General features: G+C 45.2%; 13 protein-coding genes. 2 read left to right on the top strand and 11 right to left on the bottom strand.

Annotated features, from left to right (window positions below; translation table 11 throughout):
• Positions 1-24: 24 nt before the first annotated feature.
• From HUW51_RS22635 to HUW51_RS22605, 7 genes are all read right to left on the bottom strand, one after another.
• Complete coding sequence (locus HUW51_RS22635; RefSeq protein ID WP_185271867.1) at positions 25-606, bottom strand: RNA polymerase sigma-70 factor; 582 nt, start codon at positions 604-606, stop codon at positions 25-27.
• A gap of 566 nt (positions 607-1172) precedes the next feature.
• Positions 1173-2675 carry a PQQ-dependent sugar dehydrogenase gene (locus HUW51_RS22630; protein ID WP_185271866.1) on the bottom strand — a complete coding sequence of 501 codons (1503 nt, stop codon included), beginning with the start codon at positions 2673-2675 and terminating at the stop codon, positions 1173-1175.
• A 146-nt stretch (positions 2676-2821) separates the two neighbouring features.
• The gene (locus HUW51_RS22625; RefSeq protein ID WP_185271865.1) at positions 2822-4117 is read right to left on the bottom strand and encodes an amidohydrolase/deacetylase family metallohydrolase; all 1296 of its coding nucleotides are present in this window, start codon (positions 4115-4117) and stop codon (positions 2822-2824) included.
• Positions 4118-4839: 722 nt separating this feature from the next.
• Positions 4840-5301, bottom strand: coding sequence for a RidA family protein (locus HUW51_RS22620; protein WP_185271864.1), 462 nt, complete (start codon positions 5299-5301; stop codon positions 4840-4842).
• Between the two features lie 51 nt (positions 5302-5352).
• The gene (locus HUW51_RS22615; RefSeq protein ID WP_185271863.1) at positions 5353-6885 is read right to left on the bottom strand and encodes a SusD/RagB family nutrient-binding outer membrane lipoprotein; all 1533 of its coding nucleotides are present in this window, start codon (positions 6883-6885) and stop codon (positions 5353-5355) included.
• Between the two features lie 14 nt (positions 6886-6899).
• Complete coding sequence (locus tag HUW51_RS22610) at positions 6900-10307, bottom strand: SusC/RagA family TonB-linked outer membrane protein (RefSeq protein ID WP_228466835.1); 3408 nt, start codon at positions 10305-10307, stop codon at positions 6900-6902.
• Positions 10308-10438: 131 nt separating this feature from the next.
• Positions 10439-11647: a FecR family protein gene (locus HUW51_RS22605; protein WP_185271862.1), complete on the bottom strand. Its 1209-nt coding sequence runs from the start codon at positions 11645-11647 to the stop codon at positions 10439-10441.
• Between the two features lie 296 nt (positions 11648-11943).
• Here HUW51_RS22605 and HUW51_RS22600 point away from each other — a divergent pair, with 296 nt between their 5' ends.
• Positions 11944-12897 (top strand): SGNH/GDSL hydrolase family protein, encoded by a 954-nt coding sequence (locus tag HUW51_RS22600; RefSeq protein WP_185271861.1) that lies wholly within the window; start codon positions 11944-11946, stop codon positions 12895-12897.
• 122 nt (positions 12898-13019) lie between these two features.
• Here the strand turns inward: HUW51_RS22600 and HUW51_RS22595 are convergent, their stop codons facing one another.
• The 4 genes from HUW51_RS22595 to HUW51_RS22580 all read right to left on the bottom strand — a co-directional run bounded on the left by HUW51_RS22595 (position 13020) and on the right by HUW51_RS22580 (position 18067).
• The gene (locus HUW51_RS22595) at positions 13020-15236 is read right to left on the bottom strand and encodes a xanthine dehydrogenase family protein molybdopterin-binding subunit (RefSeq protein WP_394353942.1); all 2217 of its coding nucleotides are present in this window, start codon (positions 15234-15236) and stop codon (positions 13020-13022) included.
• Positions 15233-16228, bottom strand: coding sequence for an FAD binding domain-containing protein (locus HUW51_RS22590; protein WP_185271860.1), 996 nt, complete (start codon positions 16226-16228; stop codon positions 15233-15235). Before HUW51_RS22590 ends, HUW51_RS22595 begins: the two co-directional genes overlap by 4 nt.
• Complete coding sequence (locus HUW51_RS22585) at positions 16225-16764, bottom strand: (2Fe-2S)-binding protein (protein ID WP_185271859.1); 540 nt, start codon at positions 16762-16764, stop codon at positions 16225-16227. The genes HUW51_RS22590 and HUW51_RS22585 overlap by 4 nt, the downstream gene beginning before the upstream one ends.
• 343 nt (positions 16765-17107) lie before the next feature.
• Positions 17108-18067 carry a bestrophin family protein gene (locus tag HUW51_RS22580; protein ID WP_185271858.1) on the bottom strand — a complete coding sequence of 320 codons (960 nt, stop codon included), beginning with the start codon at positions 18065-18067 and terminating at the stop codon, positions 17108-17110.
• A 225-nt stretch (positions 18068-18292) separates the two neighbouring features.
• Between HUW51_RS22580 and HUW51_RS22575 the strand changes: the two genes are divergently transcribed.
• On the top strand, positions 18293-19771 hold the full coding sequence (locus HUW51_RS22575; RefSeq protein WP_185271857.1) for a family 43 glycosylhydrolase: 1479 nt from the start codon (positions 18293-18295) through the stop codon (positions 19769-19771).
• Positions 19772-19807 lie beyond the last annotated feature (36 nt).

Raw genomic sequence — 19807 nt, 5'->3', positions numbered from 1 at the left:
CGGGAAAGCAAAATTTTTTAAATTTTAAAAGAAAGGGTTATCGATGAGCGCCGCAATTAGAATAAATGCTTCGGGGTTCAGGCGCAGGCGCAGCAACTGCATGGCCCGCTGTTTCTGGGTTTTAACCGTGTTGATAGAAATGCCCAGCGTAGCAGCTATTTCGTGGTTTTTCATGCCTTCCAGGTAGCCCATCCGGGAAATGCGCTGGCAGCTTTCCGGTAAAGTTTGGATGGCCTGGTGAATTTCCGAGAGCACTTCTGACTGGATAATGTAATTAACCACGGTGTTTTCTTCGGCTTCGGCGGGAATAAAGCTGGTTTTAAACTTTTCCACCACTTTCTCGTGCCGGATTATATTTAAGCTCGAATTTTTAACGGTTGAGTAAAGAAAGTTTTTAATAGCAATGGGGTTGGTCGAAACTTCGTCGCGATGATCCCATAACTTAATAAAAGCTTCTTGTACCGTGTCTTCGGCTTTTACTTTGTCGGCTAAAATCTGATAAGCAAAATAAACCAGCCTGGGATAAAAATCACGAAAGAATTGTTCGAATACTTTTTCTTTGGATAGTTCAGCCGGGTTTGATTCAGATTTCAAACTAATTTTCATTATTATACAGATTGGGTTAGTTTAAATTTTTAAGCTTTTCAGTTAAAAACATAACTTTTGTTTAAATATAACGTAAATTATTGACCTGTTTTGCAATAAAACATACTTTTTTTTGAAATAGGGCTTAAAAACGCAGGATATTTATTTTGAATAATAGAATCTAGGCTGAATAATTTTCAATCAGAATGTGATATGTCCGGATTAACTTTTGATTACCCGTAAATTATTAAATTGTAATCAATTTATAAAGTGCCTTTTTAGAAATTTTCTAATGCCGCATCAGAATAGGCAATTCTTTTAAATTTATTTAATAATAAAGCTGGTTTGTTGTTAATCTACTTAGAATTATAGCCTTGTTTGGTTTAGCAGAAATAAGGATGGCATCAAAAAACAAGCAGCACAAAACGCAAAATCTTTAAAAATGCTTTTAAAAAAGAATCCCGGATTGGTGTTGAACGACCAATCCGGGATTCTTCTTTTAGACCGGATGCTTCAGCAGGTGAGTGCCGGTTATTAAGAGTTGGGCTATTGCCTGTAAGTAAAAGTTTAATGTAAATTTTAAAAAACTACTTTTCTGATCGTACAAACTCGGTAATCTTGGCTTTAGAATCTTTGGGTAAAGTTATTTTCCAGAGATTGCCTTTGTTGCGGCCGCTATATTCAATTACGTACACATCGTTGCCCACCAGTACGGCGTCGGTCGCTTCTTTAAACCCATCTACCAGGCGGGTGGTTTTTACGTAGTAGTTATCGGCGGCTTTGTTATAGGTAAGTTTCAGGTGCAATAAGTCGGCTCCTTCTTGGGTAAAAGGTTTCATTAACACCGACCGCGAGCCTAAAGTATACCGGATTACAAACCCATCGCCTTTTAAATCGCTGGCCAAAACTTTTTTCTTATCGAAGAATAAACCCAGGGGAGAGGCGTGCGGGGTAAAGGTACTGGTGGTAACCCCGGTTTGGTCGCCGTCTACTACTTTGCCGGCGTTGGTGCGGTACTCATTCGCATCCGGTCCTAAGTTTTGCACACCTGGGCTAAATTTTACCCCTTCGGGCCGCTTTGGAAAATCCGGGTCGTTGTGAAAATATTTTACCTGCCAGGCATGCGCAAATTTGTTGATGAACGGATCGGTTTCGGGGCTAGGTTGCCAGTCGGGATATTGTTGCGGATTTTCGATGCCGCCCATTACCCACGGGAAACCATAATGGTGCCCTTCCCGGATCCAGAACATATCTTCGGGCATGTCATAATCTGGGGAGTTAGAAACGCCGAACAGTTTGCCATCCGGGTCAAAAGCTAAATCGTAGGCATTGCGGATACCTTCGGCGTATAAATAACCTTTGGCTTTTAACTCAGCCGTATTATCGGGTAAAGTTATGTTTTGGGCCGTTACCGGAAACCGGAAAATATTAGCTGTTAAAGCCCCATTACGGGCATTCGGGTACAAACCGCCGTTATCCTGAACTTCGCCGTGGTCGGTGCGGGCACCGCTGTTTACGTAAATAAACTTGCCATCGGGGCTTATTTCCAAAGCGTTCCAGCCGTGGTCGAAGGTGGTTTTGTTGGTGCCGTACTCTACGGTATTAAATACCTCGGTCATTTTGGCTTTACCCGTAGAAGCAAGATCAAACCGAACCATGCGACCCTTGGTGCCTTTGTTGTTGTTAACGCTTACGTTGCCGCACAAAAACAAAGAATTTTTTAAAAAAACCGCACCCTGCAACCGGGTAATGCCGTGATCATCCGCTGAAAATATTTTCTGGCTCATAGGTGCACTGTTCTTGGTATTTTTAATCTGATAAACATCCCCGTCGAAGGTAGTGTACCACAAGTCGCCGGTGCCGGCATGATATAGCAAACGTACCGCTTTGGGTTCTACCTGCATAACGTGGTTAACCTGAATGTCGGGCCGAAGGGCACGTAAAGGTTTAATGGCCGAGGCATTGTTATCCTGCACATTGGGCGTGGTTTTTTCGGGATTTTTAATATCCTGCGCCAGGCTAAAGCCGGGAATGGCTATAAAAGCGCCCAGTAAGCAAACCCGGTTTAAAAAAGCAGAAATAATTGGCATTGCGGGAATTCTAAAATTTTTCTGAATCACAATTAGAAGTCAATTATTCAAAGACCAGATGAGCTAACAAGTGCGTAAAATTAAATTTTTAAAAAATTTACATTTGCGGACATCCCACTGGTTTAGGGAAATTTCTGTTCTACTTTTTAGTGTGTTCTGCTGGTTTGCGTAGCTGGTCGGGAAGCGGGGGCATTGCGGGGTAATACCACTGGCGTAGTAATGCCGTTTAAATTATATACCACTTTGCCGTCGCGCACGGTTAGTTCACATTCCAATCTTTTATCGGTTTCTATTTTATAGCCGGTATAATCAAACAAACCAAATTTACCTTTGCGCACTCCCAGAACGGCAACGTCGGCCGGGGCACCTACCGATAAATGGCCCAGTTCTTCGTGTTTAATAACTTGTGCCGGAGTCCAGGTGCTGGCTTTAATAACGCTTTGTAAATCCATACCCATGGCCATAAACTTAGACATGGTGGTGAGCATATCTTTCATGGCTTCGTTCATGCTACCAATGTGAATATCGGTACTGATGGTGTTAGGGTAAAACTTATTGGCTAAAGCCGGTACCGCCTGCGAAAAAGCGAAACTAATACCGCCGTAACCCACGTCGAACACAATGCCGCGTTTTTGGGCTTCCCACACAAAAGGCTTTACTTTTTTGGTGTTTAAATCCACGATGTATTCGCGGCTGGCCAGTTGGCCGAATGCGTGTGTGTAAATATCGCCAGGGCGCAAATGCTTCATAAATAATTCTTCGATGGACAGGGGCGGGTTACTGCCGCCAAAGTCGATCATTACCGGCAAGCCGCCTGCTAACTTACCGGCTTCAACGGCGCGGTCTACGGGCGTCCAGTCCGGACCTTCGAAGTGCGCTACTTTAAAACCTACCACGTAATCTTTGTACTGGCGGGCAGTGTTGGCCGACAGCTTGGCATCCATGTCGTTGGTATTTTGCTCATAATTGCCGCCGCGCATGCCTTCGCCCGAAATATTTAAAAAAGCCAGCACGCGGGTTTTCGAAGCATCAATGGTTTGTTTTTTATAAATCGGGAAAGTGCGCCAACCGGGGCTACCGGCATCCACCACGGTAGTTACCCCGTTCCGGAAAGTAAAACCATCCGGCGGAAAAGCATTGGGACCATTCATGTAGGTCTGGTCCATGTTGGTGCCGTAAAAATGGTGTGTATGGATATCAATTAAACCAGGCGTAACGTACAGTCCTTTGGCATCCACCACCTGAATGCCTTGTTTGGCGTCGATGTTTTTAGTAACCAGGGCTATTTTACCATCCGCGATGGCAACATCCATGGGGCCATCAATGTTATTCTTCGGATCGATCACGTGCCCGCCCTTGATAACGATGTTGTACGGTTGATTTTGGGCAAAAACAAGCGTGTAGGGTAACAGGCACAAAGCGGCAATTAAAGTTTTTAGCATTGCTTCTACGTTAAATTCTTAAACACTAATCAATTAATCCTTCTGCTTAAAAGGAAGGATGAAGAATTGGGTAATTGTATTTCTTTAAAAAATAAATTAGTAAAGGGAAATTGCTTTAAATAATCAATGAGTAAACCTGGAATTCAGAATAATTTTAAGGTTCATATACCACCAAGCAAAAGAGTAAATTTATCGTATCCTCCTTCAATTCTTTCCCAAGGGAAGCTTTTCTACTAAGCAGTTTTATAAACGTAAATGTGTTTAAAAAGCCTTTTCAATTCTCCCTGATGATGCTTTGTAGCTAAATAGGTTTATTCTGAATGACACAGTGGGTAAAATTTTAAAAAATTTTAAATTTTTAAAATTTGCCAATCTACTATGCAACAGATAGCTTAAGCCAGGTGCAGAGTTTGACGCTAAACTGTTCGAGCGGTCAGCGAGTTTTTAGCGTCTTGCGTTTTTTTGGTTCTTTTTGTGTCAAGACAAAAAGAACAGAACCTCAGCTATGAAACAACTTCACTTAGATATTAAGCGAATGAAGTAGCTATGCGAACGAGAACTTTTAAATTCTTGTAAGTAGAGCAAGGCACGGAAGTAACTTCCGCGCCATAGTGCCATAGTAAACATCATAGAAATAATTTCTTTTCTGAGCCACAAGCTTTTCTCAAGCACAAAGGGAATCGAGAAAAGCTTTTAGCACCAGAAAAGAAAAAATTTAAAAATTAAACGTAAGCAATGCAATCCATTTCAACGAGCGAGTTACCAGGTACGCCGCCGTAAGTAGCCACGGTAGTCCGAACCGGAGGCTTGCTGCCGAATTTGCCTTTGTACACTTCATTCATGGCTTTGTAATCGTTCAGGTCAGCCAGGTACACGTTTACTTTTAAAACTTTCTGCATCGACGAGCCAGCTTTTTTTAATTCGGTTTCCAGTTCTTTTAAAACGTGCTCGGTGTGCGCTTTTACATCGCCTTCAAAATGCGCGCCTTTACCCGCCACAAAAACTAAATTGCCGTGCTTGGTAGAACCCGAGAACAAGGGTACATCCTGGAAGTTGGTAATGTTAAAGGCTTCTTTTTCATTGCTTTCCAGTTCTTTGGCTTTGGCTACTAAACTAAATCCGCCGATACCCGCTACCGAAGCAAGTAATTTTTTTAAGATGGATCTTCTGGGTGTTGTGTTCATTTTATAAAGGGTTTTGTGTTGAATAAAGTCGAAAGATACTAATTGCCGGGATTATTTGTCCCACCAAACCCGGGTTAAAAAAGTATTACCGCCCAACCGGGTAATGGCTGCCTGCAGGTTTTCGGCGTTTAAACTTTCTTCGATGGAGGGGTACAACATGCGCCGGAAGATAGTGCCGTTAGTGGCGTTACCCGGTACATTGTTGGGTACCAGGGTCGGATAGCCCGTGCGGCGCCAGTTCGAAAATACTTCCTGCGAATCGGGGTAAAGCGAGGCCCAGAATTGCGTATAAATTTGCGCCAATTGCTCTTCGGTAGAGCCGGCGGCGTTAAACGGATGAGCCGCTAAATAGGTGTTAATACGAGCATCGGAAATTACACCGGCACCGCCCCATAAACCCCATTGCTTCATGGCGGAGCGCACGCCGTTGTTGTATAAATTCTCGGTAGTTTCGCCGGCATACCAGCCGCGCAACGTTGCCTCAGCGAGCAAAAAGTTTACTTCGGCACTGGTCATTAACAATACCGGCGTATCCAGGCGTAACAACGTAGCTGGGTTCGGTTCGGAATAAGTAACAAAATCGGCGGGTTTTGTTTGGAAATTTTGCGGCATACCTTTTTGAATGGCGGCGGTTGTATCGGCTTTGCCGTTTTGCCACACCACCGAAAGCACACCTAGGCGCGGGTCGTTGTTGTTTTTTAAAAAATCAATAAACGTATTGGCGTATTTGCCACCTTCGCGGTTGGTACTACCATTAGCCGAGGAATAATCGCTGGAAAGGTAGGAGTTAGCCAAAGGATTCTGGTTGATTGCCTGACCACCGGCCACGAACATGATTTGGGCTATATCCGCGTCGCTGGTAATTACACCACCAGCAATGGCTTTTTTTACCCAGGTTTCTGCTAAAGTGGCATCTACTTTGGTCAGGCGCATGCCTAAGCGCAGCATCAGGGAATAAGCAAATTTTTTCCATTTATCTACGTTGCCACCGTAAATCACGTCGGCGTTGCCAAAAGTTGGTTTAGCGGCGTCAAACTGGGCAGTAGCTTCTTCCAGTTCTTTCAGCATATCTTTGTAGATGGCTTCCTGGGTGTCGTACTGCGGTTTTAAAATGCCTTCGCGGTAACCTAAACCAGCTTGGCTGTACGGAATATCGCCGTACAAATCCGTCACCCGATGAAAGCAATACGCCCGCCAAATGCGCGCTGCGGCAAGTTTGTTTACGTTATTCGGATCGTCTTTAACGCTCAAAATTACGTCTGTAATTTCCTGAATTTCGTTGGTGTAGGCGCTGGTAAATACCCCGTAAGGAGCGGAGCCTTGAAGGAAAATGTATTTTGAACCAAAACCGGCTACTTCGTTAAAACTGGTGGTGTATTGCATGGCTCCGTCGGCGCCGCCTAAGCGGTTGCGGGCGCCATCGTATAAAGCCTTACTAAACATAAATTCCGGTACTACTTTTTCGTAAGCGTTGGGGTTTACGTTCATCTGCTCAAAGCCATCGTCGCAGGCTGTAGTGAGCAGGAGCGCGGAAACAAGACCTAAACCTGATAAAATTTTAAAATATTTATTATTTGTTTTCATGATTGGGTGCGGGATTAAAATTTAACCATTAAGTTAAGGCCCATGGTGCGGGTGCGGGGCAAGCCAAACGATTCGAAACCTTGCGCGTTGCCGTTAGTAAAGCTGGACTCCGGATCGAAGTTGTCGGTTTTGCGGTACAGGATGGCCAGGTTACGCGCTACAAAAGAAATAGAAGCGCCTTGTAGTTTAATTACTGGAATTTTGTTGGCCGGAATGTTATAGGTGAAAATAACCTGGCGCAGTTTTACAAAGCTGCCGTCGTGTAAAAATACATCGGAGTAGTTTTTGTAATTGTCGTACCACACCCGCAAATCTTTAACCGGTACCGTGCGCGAATAAGGAGCGCCTTCCGGTGTTACACCGCTTACTTCTAAGCCATTTTCTCGGCCCGGCAAAGTGTTTTTCAATAATCCCATCCGGATGCCGTAAACCTCCATCATAGAAAATACTTTATTCCCGAATTTGCCGTCGAGCAATACGTTTAAAGAGAAGTTTTTATAGGAAAACTCGTTGGTTAAGCCCATGGTAAGCGGAGCAACGCCATTGCCTAATTGTTGCAGCGGCGACCGCACCGGGAAACCTGATTTTGGATCGTAGATAACATTGCCGTTGGCGTCTTTTGCCATGGTATAACCGGTAATAACTCCATAAGGCTGGCCTACTGTGCTGTTTACGTTGGCGTAGTTATTTACCGTAGTCGCCATCTGGATGGTATTTAAACCTTCGGCCAAGCTTACTACCCGGTTTTTGTTATAGGCAAAGTTATAGCTGGTATTCCAGGTAAATTTATCTGTTTGAATAGGTGTACCAGTTATCATGGTCTCTATGCCCTTGTTGTACATTTCGCCCACGTTCAAAATAATATTCTCGAAACCGGAAGTTGGGGTGATGGCGGTAGATACAATATCGTTGGTGGTAGTGCGGTTATAAAGCGTTAAATCTAAACCTAAACGGCGGTTAAAGAATTGTAAATCCATGCCAACCTCGGTAGTAGTGGAAGTTAACGGTCCTAACTCCGGGTTAGAAATGGTAGTGCTGGTTACGTCTTGCAAAGGCACGGTGCTGCTGGGAACCATGCTGTACGATAAGTTAATCTGGTACGGGTTAGGTCCGCCGCCACCAACTTGCGCCCAAGAAGCCCGGAATTTAGCTAAGCTTATTGCTTTGGGTAATTGAATGGCTTGCGACAAAATAAAGCTACCACCTACGGATGGATAAAAGATGCTGTTATTTTTTGGGCTTAAAGTAGAAAACCAGTCGTTGCGGCCGGTAAAAGTTAAGTAAGCAAAACCTTTATAATCTAAATCCACGGAACCAAACAACGAGTTAGTGGCGGTTTCGGAATAACTTTGTGATTGCGTCGTGTTGGTTAGGTTCGAGAAAGTATAAAAAAACGGAATAATAAACTGGTTACCCGCTAAATTATAGGTGCGGATGTAATTGTTGCGCCGGTTACCACCCGCCAGCACATTCAGACCAAAGTTTTCGTTCAGGTTTGTGCTGTAATTCGCCGTCAGCATAGCGTTGGTTTCGCTGGATTCGTTCGTGAACTGGCTCATTTCGCCTTTGCTGCCGGTGGTATAAATAGTTCCGGTCGGGATAATCGATTCAAAGTTGTAATTATTGAAATCTTTGGCCACCTGGCCTTTCAAGTATAAGTTATCGAGTAAGTTAAACTGGATGCTGGCCTGACCGATGAAGCGGTTTTTGGTATCATTATTTTGAAATTTGTTCACCACAAAGTAAGCGTTGGTAGCTACCCCGGCATCGTTCCAGGGCGTTTCCATGCCATTAGCATCGTAGCCGGGGCTTAACCACCGCATATCTACGGAATTGGCAATCATGTAGGGTGTCCAGTTGGGGTTACCGGTGGCATCGCCGGCACTCGGGCGATTGTGGGCTTGTTCGTTGTTGTACTGCGCTAAACCTTCGATGCTGATTCTTTTGCCGATTTTGCTGTTCAGGCTTAAAGTAGCGTTTTTACGGTCGTAAGTAGAATTTTTAAGAATGGCCTTGCTGTCTAAATCCGATAAAGAAAAACGGAAGTTTAACGCTTCGGATCCGCCGTTAAAAGCTAGAGTGTTGGTAAAGGTGTGCCCTGTTTGGTAGAAATTTTTAATATTATTCTTTTGGGCTACGTAAGGGTGGGTTTTTCCGTCAGCGGCAATAAAATCAGAACCGTCAATTTTAGCACCCCAGGACCAGCGACCGGTTTGTACCGCCTGCGAAGCATCGGCCGGCTTGCGGCCTTCCAGACCTTGGCCGTACTCGTATTGCCAATCTGGTACTACTGCAACGTCTTCGAGGGTGTAGGTAGAGTTATATTGCACGCCAATGCCTTTTTGCGCTTTACCTGATTTGGTGGTAATTAAGATCACCCCGTTGGCGGCCCGGGAACCGTACAAAGCTGCCGCCGTACCGCCTTTTAACACCGAAATACTTTCGATATCGTCGGGGTTAATGCCGGCAATGCCGTCGCCGCGGTCAACGTTGGTGCCGCCGCCGTTGGTGGTGGCGCTACCCCCGGGCGTAGTATTATCCAGGGGCATACCATTGATAACATACAAAGGTGTATTGGAACCCGCCAACGAACCATTACCCCGGATAATTACCCGGCTGGAACCACCCGGACCCGTAGATAAGCCGGTAGCATTTACCCCGGCAATTTTACCGGTTAAAGAGTTGGCCACGTTGTTTTCGCGGGCCTGGGTAAATTCATCGCCTTTTACTTCCGACACCGAGTAGGCAAGGGCTTTCTTTTCGCGGGAAATACCCAAAGCCGTTACTACCACTTCGTTTAAAACTTTTTGGTCAGCCACCAGGGTAACCGTTAATTCGGCGCGGCCATTAACTGCTACGGTTTGGTTTTGATAACCGATGTACGAAAAAATTAAACTGGCATTTTCCGGCGCATTCAGGCTAAAGCTACCGTTTGCGTCCGTAACAGTACCTTGGGTGGTGCCGCTAATCTGGATACTTACTCCGGGTAAACTTTCGCCTTTTTCGTCCTGCACTTTACCCTTTATGTCAATGTTAAATAAAGTTGCTTTTTGCGGCGCGGTTTTAGGCTTAATAATAATGGTTTTATCAAGTAAAGTATAAGTCAGTGGTTGACCGGCCAAAATAGAGCTTAATGCTTGTTCCAGCGAAACAGCTTTTAAGTTAAGAGTTACCGGTCTGGCCGTTTTGATAAGTTCGTTGTTGTAAATAAATAAGTAGCCGCTTTGCTTATGAATAATTTCAAAAACGGTTTCGAGAGAGGCGTTTTTTTCGGTAATTGATATGCCTTGAGAGGTGGCTTTGGCGCTTACCTGCAAAAAGGTTACGGTAAGCAGCATTACGAGCAACTTCATAATAAAGAGCTTTTTAAAAGAATGCGCGAAAGGAATTTGGCCGCACTTGCCGCGTAGATTTACTTTCATAAATTTGCAATTGGATTAAAAGATTTAGTACTCGGAAAAATATTAAGTCTATCAGATTAGTCCTTTTGGCACCAGTAGCGTTGGCGCGCTGCTGGTGTTTTTCTGGACCAACCCTTTATTAGTTAATCTATTTAATCAGCCAGAATAATTATTTTCTGGCCATTGGTTTTAAATTTTATATCGCCCGATAATTCCAGCATTTTTAAAATTTTTGCTAGTTCGGTTTGCCGCGAAATAATACCGGTAAAGTGCTGGTCTTGTACCTGGCCAGTGTTTAGGAATTGTACCCCGTACCACCTTTCAAGTTGGCGCATAATGGTGCCTAGTTCGGTGTTCTGAAATTGGAATAAGCCATTTTTCCAGGCTACGGCGGCATCTACATCTACTTTCTCTACCGCCAGGGTTGTGCCGGATTTAGCCTGATATCCCGGTTTAATAATGGTGTGGCGATTTTGGTTATGCACCTTTACTGATCCTTCCAGCAAAGTGGTGTTAATGGATTGCTCTTCGGGGTAAGCCATTACGTTAAAATGCGTGCCTAGTACTTCCACGGTAGTGTGGTTGGCCGTTACCCGGAAGGGCTTGGTTTTATCTTTGGCTACTTCAAAATAACCTTCTCCGGTAAGAGTAACCTCGCGGCTTTTTTTGCCAAAAGCATCTGAAAAAGTTAACTCGGACGAAGCATTAAGCCATACCTCGCTGCCATCGGGTAAAGTAATTTTATATTGGCCGCCCACCGGTGTGGTAAGGGTGTTGTTGCCGGCTAAATGTTGTTGGCTGCCCGGCTTAAAAGAAAAATGTAACTCTTCGGCGTGCTGGGTAACTTCCAATCCGTTTTTATTATAGAGCGTACCGTTGGCTTTAAGCTTTAGCGGAATAACGGTGCCGTTGGCCAAAGTAAGCTGCGCCAGCTTGCTAGCGGATGGCGTGATCGGTTTCTCTATTTTTTTAAATTTTTCAATTTTGACAATTGTTTGCGTTGGTACTTTTGGGCTGCGCTGGTATTTATATACTAATGCCCCCGTTACACACAGCACCAGAAAAACGGCCGCGTATTTAAAATTTAACCAGGTATTACTTTTGGGTTGGGGTTGGTTCATTTGCCCCGCTACTTTTTGCCAGGCGGCATCGGTGTCAACAGACGAAAAAAAATCTAATTGGCCCTGCAGATAAACCTCATCTTGTAAACTGGCGGCAAACTGTTTATTTGCCTCGTCTTCGGCTAACCACTGTTCTACTTTCTCGCTCTCAGAGGCACTTAATTCACCGCGGTAGTAGCGCAAGATCAAATCAGCTTGATTAAAATACGACTGATCCTGGGGACGTTCCTTATTTTCCATAACTCGTTATCTGTGGGTAAAGACACGCCGGGCTGCTTACCGGGTGAAGCAGGGTTGATTATTTTTTAAATTTTAGGAAAATCAACCGCCTATATTTTTAAATTTTTTGCTAAAACAAGGGCAGGAGCCGTTTGAAAAGCCGCTACAGATGTAGATTATTCGTGAATTTTAAAAATTTTACCCGGAACGATTAAACCAGGTTGGTAAAAATGGCGGTGGCTGTTGAAGAAGACTGGTTGTTCGGGAATAATAAATTTAAATGTATAATTTCAGGCGAACGGCTTTAATCTTGTAAAATGAATAGATTCTTCGGTTTACTTTTATGTTTTGTGCTGGTTTGGTTGGCTACACCAGTTTTGCAGGCGCAACCCCTGGGGGCCAATGTAAAGCGGGTAGTGTTTTTGGGAAACAGCATTACGTACGCCGGTAATTACGTGAACCAGGTAACTGCTTACCTTATGGCGCAAAATCCCAACCGCCAAATAGAATTTATTAACGTGGGCTTACCCAGCGAAACCGTTTCGGGATTGTCGGAAGAAGGGCACGCCGGCGGCAGTTTTCCGCGCCCTCACTTGCACGAACGCTTAGCCCGCGTACTCGCCCAAACCAAACCCGACTTGGTATTTGCCTGCTACGGCATGAACGATGGCATTTATTTGCCTTTAAACGAAGCCCGGTTTAATAAATTTAAAAATGGCATGAACTGGCTGCACGAGCAAGTAACTAAAACCGGCGCCCGCCTTATTCACCTGACTCCGCCTGACTACGACGAGCTCAAAGGCAAGCAAAAAGGCTACGCCACCGTGCTGGATAAATACGCCAATTGGTTACTAATCCAGAAAAAAAGCGCTAATTGGGAAGTTATAGATATACATTACCCCATGCAAGAATACCTGCAAGCTCACCGCCAGGTAGATGCTACTTTCGGGATAGATGGTTTTGCTTTAGCCCCCGATGGCGTACATCCCGGCGAAACTGGCCACTGGATTATGGCCCGCGAAATTTTAAAATATCTGGGTTATAAAGAAGCAGCGCGCCAACCCGGTATTGTAGAAAGTTTAAAGCAGGTTCCGGATGCCGAACAATATTATAAATTGATTACCGAACGTCAGAACTTATTGCGCGATGCCTGGCTTATGGCTACCAAACACCAGCGGCCTGGCTTGCCCGGGGGCTTACCTTTGCCCGAAGCAGAACAAAAAGCTTCCGAATTGCAGGAGCAAATACATTTATTAGTCAATAAAAAATAAGTTATTGTTACCCGCTGGTGCCAGCTTGTAGTTCTTACTTTTATTTAGGAAATAATAAAAATAGGCTACAAACTGGCACTAGCGGGAAGAATCAGAATAGAATTTTTAAATTTTTAGCTTTTTTACAACAGCTTATCCAGGGTAATTGGTAGTTCACGGACGCGTTTACCGGTGGCGTGGTAAATAGCGTTGGCAATGGCCGCTGCCGTACCCACAATCCCGATTTCGCCCATGCCTTTCACGCCAATGGGGTTTACGATATCGTCGTGCTCTTCCACAAAAATTACGTCCAGGTCGTGAATGTCGGCATTTACCGGCACGTGGTACTCGGCTAAGTCGTGGTTCATAAAGCGGCCAAACTGATGATCCAGCATGGATTCTTCTTCCAGCGCCATACCAATACCCCAAACAATACCGCCTATGATTTGGCTGCGCGCCGTTTTGGGGTTAAGTACCCGGCCACCAGCAATGGCGCTTATTACCCGGGTAACGTGTACCGTGCCAAAATCTTCGTCTACTTTAACTTCGGCAAATACCGCCGAGTGGGTGAACATGGAATACTTTTTTTGTTTAGCCTCTGGTTTTGCCGTTGCTTCGCCGGCCACGCTGCTCAGACCACTTTGCCGCATAATTTCCAAAATAGAAAGCGCTTGCATTGGGTCGGTTTTTAGCTGCATTTGTCCGTTGGCAAAAATTATATCGGTAAACTTGGCCTTGGCAAAAGGCGAGTTAGGTATACTGCGGGCCTGCGAAAATAATTTTTCGCCAATTTGGGCGCATACCATTTGCACCGCCGTACCTACCGAAGCGGCCGTCCAGGAGCCGCCTTGCAACGGCGCTTCCGGTAAAGAAGAATCGCCGAGTAAAAAGGTTACATTTTCCAGGGGCAGGCCCAGCGTGTCGGCGGCAATCTGGGTCATGATGGTGTAGGTGCCAGTACCAATATCGGAAGTAGCGCTACTCACGGTAAGTTTACCCCCAATAGATAAAATGGCTTTGGCGCTGGCTTGTTGTTGTTTCACTTCCCAGGCACCGGTGGCTAATCCCCAACCCACTAAATTTTTCCCCTCGCGCATCGAGCGGGGTGTAGGATTCCGTTTAGACCAGCCAAATCGTTCGGCGCCTTGCTGGTAACAAGCCCGCAGTTCTTTACTCGAAAAAGGATTATCCTTACTTAAATCAATATCAGTATAGTTTTTTAAGCGCAGTTCCAGCGGGTCCATTTTTAATTCGTAGGCAAGTTCGTCCATGGCGCTCTCCAGGGCATACATGCCGGTAACTCCGCCGGGCGCCCGCATATCCAAAGGCGTATACACATCCAGCGCAACTAATTTATGTTCCAGGTGCACATCTGAACAATTATAAAGCATCGCTGACCAGTTGACTTGGTTCTCGGTGTAATCTTCAAATTGCGAAGTTTCAGAAAAATTCTCGTGAATAATAGCTTGTAAAGCGCCGTCGGGGGCGGCGCCGAGTTGCACTTGTTGTAAAGTAGCCGGGCGATGACCAAACGAAAACATTTGTTGCCGGGTAAGCATTACCCGCACCGAACGCTTAAGTTCCTGGGCTGCCAAAACCGTTAAAAATAATTGGTATTGCGGCCGCAAACCCGAACCAAAAGCCCCACCCACGTAAGGCGAAACTACGTGCGCCTCGGCCGGCGATAAATTAAAAATTTTAGAAATATACTTCTGGCTGTTTTGCGTACCCTGGGTCTTGTCGTAAATCAGTAGGGTGCCATCGGGTTGGTAAATTACCGTTGAAGCGTGCATTTCCATGGGGTTGTGGTGCTCGCTCGTGTGGAAATACGTGGCATCAGTTTTTACCGGTGCCTGAACAATAGCCTCTTTGGCGTTGCCCCGGGGGCTAGGCTCCGCGGCTTTGTATTTTTTAGGTATGTAGGCTTGGGCGCGGTTAGCTTCCAGATTGGTAGTGGGCGTTTCGGTTTCGTATTCTACTTGCACCAGCGAGGCAGCATACCGGGCTATTTCAAGAGTTTCGGCCACTACCAGGGCAATGGGCTGCATGCTAAACAAAATCTTTTCGTCGTAGAGCGGCCGGAATGGTGCGCCCGGCGGAGCATCCTCGTCCTGGTAATTCTTATCGAACCAAGCCAGATTAGGCCGGTTTTCGTGGGTAAATATCTGTAAAACGCCCTCCAGGGCCAAAGCGGTGCTGGTATCAAGGCGGGTAATTTTACCTTTGGCAATGGCGCTGGAAACTACCACGCCGTAAACTAAATCGGGCGCAGTGAACTCGGCAGCGTATTTGGCTGCACCGGTAACTTTTGCCGCACCATCCACCCGGTTAGCCGGCTTTCCTATATAATCTGTCATCATGCGTTTGCTTGGGTTTGTGTGGCTTGTTCCAGCGCCCGGACAATGGCCCGTTTAGCCAGTTCAATTTTAAAATTATTATGTCCGTAACCTTGCGCTCCTTGCAGATAAGCCTCGGCCAATTTTTTAAAATTTTCGCGGTTAACCGGTTGCTGCTGGAGCAAATTTTCCGCTTCCGGATTACGCCAGGGTTTGTGGGCTACGCCACCTAAAGCAATCCGGGCAGTTTTAATTACATCTCCATCCAGCTCCAAACCAACCGCTACCGATACTAAGGCAAAAGCGTAGGATTCGCGGTCACGGATTTTTAAATAAGTATAATTTTGATGGAAGCCTTGGGCGGGCAAATCGTAGCCGGTAATTATTTCGTAGGGTTCCAAGTTGGTATCGCGTTCAGGCGTATTGCCCGGCAAACGGTGCAAATCTGAAAAATTTAAAATTCGTTCCCCATTGTTACCCGAAATCAACACTTTGGCTTCCAGAGCTGCTAAAGCTACTGCCATATCCGAGGGGTGCGTAGCAATGCAATGTTCGCTGGTACCCAGTATAGCATGAATGCGGTTAATACCATGGATGGCCGAGCAACCACTGCCGGGCTCGCGTTTGTTGCAGGGCGTGGCCGTATCGTAAAAATAATAACAGCGGGTACGTTGCAGCGGGTTGCCGCCGTTGGTAGCCATGTTGCGCAATTGCGCCGAAGCGCCCGCCAGAATCGCTTGTGAAAGCAAAGGGTACCGTTTTTTTACTTCCGGATGATAGGCCGTATCGGCGTTGGTAACTAAAGCGCCTAAACGTAAACCGCCTTCGGAGTTTTCTTCAATGGTATTTAAAGCTAAGGACGTAATATCTACTAAATGCGGGGGTCGCATTACGTTCACCTTCATTAAATCCAGCAAATTGGTGCCGCCGGCAATAAATTTAGCTTTGGGGTGATTGGCAATTTCGTTTACGGCAGAAGCAACATTGGCCACTTTAGATAAAGTAAATGGATTCATCCGTTCTGGCTCCTTTCAGTCATTTGGCTTCTGGCTTGTTCAATGGCTTTTAAAATATTGGGGTAAGCCCCGCAACGGCAAATATTACCACTCATTAAATCCCGGATATCATCGTTAGATTGAAACTGGCCTTCGTTAATTAGACCTATTGCCGAACAAATCTGACCCGGAGTACAGTAACCACACTGGAAAGCGTCGTGGTCGATAAAGGACTGCTGCATGGGGTGTAGTTCCGTACCGTTGGCTAAACCTTCAATGGTGGTAATTTCGGCCCCGTCTTTCATCACAGCCAGCGTTAGGCAAGAGTTTACGCGCTTGTTGTTTACCAATATGGTACAAGCTCCGCATTGCCCGTGGTCGCATCCTTTTTTAGTGCCGGTTAAATCCAGTTCGTGCCGAAGCAAGTCGAGTAGGGTAGTCCAGGTGGCTACTTCTAATTTTTTTTCTACTCCGTTTATCTTTAGGGTAATTGCCTGCCTGGGCGGTAAAGTAGGGGGCGACTGGGCCAGGGTTTCCGGGGCGGTTCTGATTTCCATAGTACGGTATTTAGTTTTTTTTTACTGTTTTGGCAACAAGTAATGCTGCTCTACTTTGGTAAGTAAATCTGCGGGAAGAACTCTGGGCAGCTGTACCTGCTTTTATATTTAAAGAACTTGGCGGTGCCCGGATTTACCCCTTTGCAGCTTTCCCATTTTTTAGCTGTTCTTGCCAATACGCAAGCCTGGATAATAGAGTTGGCAATTACTCCGGATAGGACAATATGGAATAGTAGGGTTCTTCGTTATACTTTGTTGTAAATTCAAAAATTTAAAAAAAAGCTCTACCCCGAATATGTACCAGGGTAGAGCTTTTTTAAAGTTAATGCTACTTGTAAATCTGTTACAGAACAATACCATTGGAAGCGTCTTTTTTAACCGGGAAGTTCGGGTCGCCCCATTGCTCTTTTAAGTTAGTTTCTATGGTTAAGCTAATGGCGGTTAAAGGCACATCTTCCAGGCGGTTTTCAAACGGATCTTCGGAACGTTCGCCAATTAAATCGAGGCAGAGAAACACGAAAGAAATAATGACCGATAGCGGAATACTGACCCAACCTAATTCTTCCACAAAAACAAAGGGCAGCAACGACGCATGAATAAACACAAACACCCGGGAAAAAAAACTGTACTGCCTTGGGAATGGCGTATTTTTAATACGTTCGCTCCGGCCTTGCACATTGTTAAATTCTACTAAGGTTTCTTCTAATTTGGTAAAGCGGTAATCCGAAATCCAGCCGTTTAAAAATGCCCTTTTTAAATCTTCGCCTTGCAGTTCGAGTAAATAGTTAGGCGGATTGTTTTTTAGATTAAATTGCTGAAATTCGGCGGGTTGTAAAAAAGCTTTAGTGTCGGAATACTCATTTGGTTCTTCGTAAATTTCTTCTTGTTCTTGTTCGTTGTATTGGTATTTTTTTCGTAAAAATACCCGTAGCGCGTGCACAAAACCCATGTGCCGGTAAATCATGCGGTGTTGTAATTCCTCCACGGCAGCGGCTTGTTCCGGATTTTCCGACAGAATCATGGTAATTACCTGGCGTGCCCAGGCCCGGCTGTAGTTAACCAGCGAGCCCCAAATTTGCCGCGCTTCCCACCAGCGTTCGTAGGCATTACTGGTTTTAAAACCCAAAAAAATGGCCAGGGCTGTACTAAGCGCCGAAATAGCAGTAAACGGAATGTGTAACTCCAGCAGGTTAAAGTAATCGTGAATCAGGAAAACAGCAATGCCCAGAATAAGATAATAGAGCATGCTTCGCCAGGTGTAGAAGAAGATAACACTCCATTTTAAGTTGCGGTAAATCAGCATATTTTTAAAATTTATATAGCCTAATACCTGGTTTGTTCTAATTGGTTTAAAAATATTGCCCTACAAGCCAATTTATTTTTACTTAATTCGGGCTAGCAGGCAGGGGGAGTACTGCACAAAATGTTACTGGGTGCAAAATAAATTTAGCAGAAGCAACTGGCTGTTGCATTCGGGCGTACTGAGATTTCTGAGAAAATGAATGATAAAGGATTCTGAACCATAACCATGGAAGAAAACCAAACCGTTGCAAATACCCCGGAATACCACTTAACTTCGCCTACTCAAACGCCTATTAATTTTACTATCCAATTGTCGGAAAATCCGGCCACAACTCCGGAAGGATATGAATTTATTATTTCTGGTTCGGAGCCGGAAACGGGCAAAACTAAAACCGAGCAATATTATTTACCCGGTAAAGACCACCAGGCTTACCTGTATTTTTTTGAAAAATTAGCCCGTGATTTTGGCTTACGGCTGCCGCAGAATAAACCGGAAACATTTTCGAAGCCCAGTTTTCAAGCTTCTTTGCAAGAAGTGTTGAGCAAAAATTTAAACCCGGACATTTTGTATGGCTACGGCGATCCGGCGGTAATTCAGGTAAAAGATGAGCAAGACGAAGGGCAACCGAAATATTATTTGGTAGCCACTTCCAACGATGCGCCGCACGCTTTTCCTATCATCCGTTCGAATAATTTATGGGATTGGGAGTTTGTAAATTTTGTTTTTCCGGAAGGCCAAAAACCGGCCTGGGCGGCCAATGGCGCCTTAATTAGCGATTACTGGGCTCCGGAAATGCACCAGTTCGGCGAGGAGTTCCGGATTTACTTTGTAGCCCGCGATAAACATACCCACGAACTCTGCATTGGTAAAGCGCATTCGCCGCGGCCCGACGGCCCTTTCGTACCCGATCCCGAACCTATTCTGCGGGGCAACGTTATCGACCCGCATGTGTACGTGCAAGACGCCGAAACCGCTTATTTGTACTGGAAAGAAGACAATAACGCTGTTTGGCCAAGCGAGCTGATTGCTTTGCTGTATCAACATCCAAAATTAATTACCGCATTGTTCCCAAACCGCGAAGACCAGATTACGGCCACTTTTATGGTAACACTTTGGCCCTGGTTACAAACCCGCGAACCAATGGAGCGGTTTTTAATTACGCAGGTATTTATTGAATCTATTATTGTCCGTTATTTAACTTTTTACGAAGATTTAAAAAAACTGGGTCAGCAGCAAACGGCGGATGTTCAGGAACAATTGCAGAAAGTACTGCATTTTATGAAAACGCCCGTGTATGCCCAGCAATTAAGCCCTGACGGCTCCGGTTTAATAGGTGAAAAAGTAAAAATTATTCAAAACGATTTGGCTTGGGAGGCGCACCTGGTAGAAGGCATTTGGGTTACCCGGCAACAAGACAAATATTATCTATTTTACGCAGGAAACGATTTTTCTACAGATCAGTATGGGATTGGGGTAGCTATTGCGGATTCGCCTTTGGGGCCGTTCCGGAAAATGGAAACCCCGTTTCTGCAATCTACCACCGAGTGGTGGGCTCCCGGCCATCCATCGGTTACTACCGACCCCGATGGTAAACCAGTTTTAATTTTGCACGCTTACTTTCCGGAGCAGGCAGGTTACAAGCAGTTTCGGGCCATTTTGGCCGCGCATGTAACATTTACGCCAGACATGGTTATGCTGGATTAAGTGTATAGGAAAATATTTATGGCGATAGTTTAAAAA

It is taken from the genome of Adhaeribacter swui, from assembly GCF_014217805.1.
Lineage (GTDB): Bacteria > Bacteroidota > Bacteroidia > Cytophagales > Hymenobacteraceae > Adhaeribacter > Adhaeribacter swui.
This window is presented reverse-complemented; position numbering and strand designations above follow the sequence as displayed.

Excerpts from the sequence above, each read along its gene's own strand:
- HUW51_RS22630 (WP_185271866.1), bottom strand. The coding sequence starts at position 2,675 with ATGCCAATTATTTCTGCTTTTTTAAACCGGGTTTGCTTACTGGGCGCT.
- HUW51_RS22590 (WP_185271860.1), bottom strand. The coding sequence starts at position 16,228 with ATGAATCCATTTACTTTATCTAAAGTGGCCAATGTTGCTTCTGCCGTA.
- HUW51_RS22600 (WP_185271861.1), top strand. The coding sequence starts at position 11,944 with ATGAATAGATTCTTCGGTTTACTTTTATGTTTTGTGCTGGTTTGGTTG.
- HUW51_RS22595 (WP_394353942.1), bottom strand. The coding sequence starts at position 15,236 with ATGATGACAGATTATATAGGAAAGCCGGCTAACCGGGTGGATGGTGCG.
- HUW51_RS22625 (WP_185271865.1), bottom strand. The coding sequence starts at position 4,117 with ATGCTAAAAACTTTAATTGCCGCTTTGTGCCTGTTACCCTACACGCTT.
- HUW51_RS22615 (WP_185271863.1), bottom strand. The coding sequence starts at position 6,885 with ATGAAAACAAATAATAAATATTTTAAAATTTTATCAGGTTTAGGTCTT.
- HUW51_RS22635 (WP_185271867.1), bottom strand. The coding sequence starts at position 606 with ATGAAAATTAGTTTGAAATCTGAATCAAACCCGGCTGAACTATCCAAA.
- HUW51_RS22585 (WP_185271859.1), bottom strand. The coding sequence starts at position 16,764 with ATGGAAATCAGAACCGCCCCGGAAACCCTGGCCCAGTCGCCCCCTACT.
- HUW51_RS22620 (WP_185271864.1), bottom strand. The coding sequence starts at position 5,301 with ATGAACACAACACCCAGAAGATCCATCTTAAAAAAATTACTTGCTTCG.
- HUW51_RS22610 (WP_228466835.1), bottom strand. The coding sequence starts at position 10,307 with ATGAAAGTAAATCTACGCGGCAAGTGCGGCCAAATTCCTTTCGCGCAT.
- HUW51_RS22575 (WP_185271857.1), top strand. The coding sequence starts at position 18,293 with ATGGAAGAAAACCAAACCGTTGCAAATACCCCGGAATACCACTTAACT.
- HUW51_RS22580 (WP_185271858.1), bottom strand. The coding sequence starts at position 18,067 with ATGCTGATTTACCGCAACTTAAAATGGAGTGTTATCTTCTTCTACACC.
- HUW51_RS22605 (WP_185271862.1), bottom strand. The coding sequence starts at position 11,647 with ATGGAAAATAAGGAACGTCCCCAGGATCAGTCGTATTTTAATCAAGCT.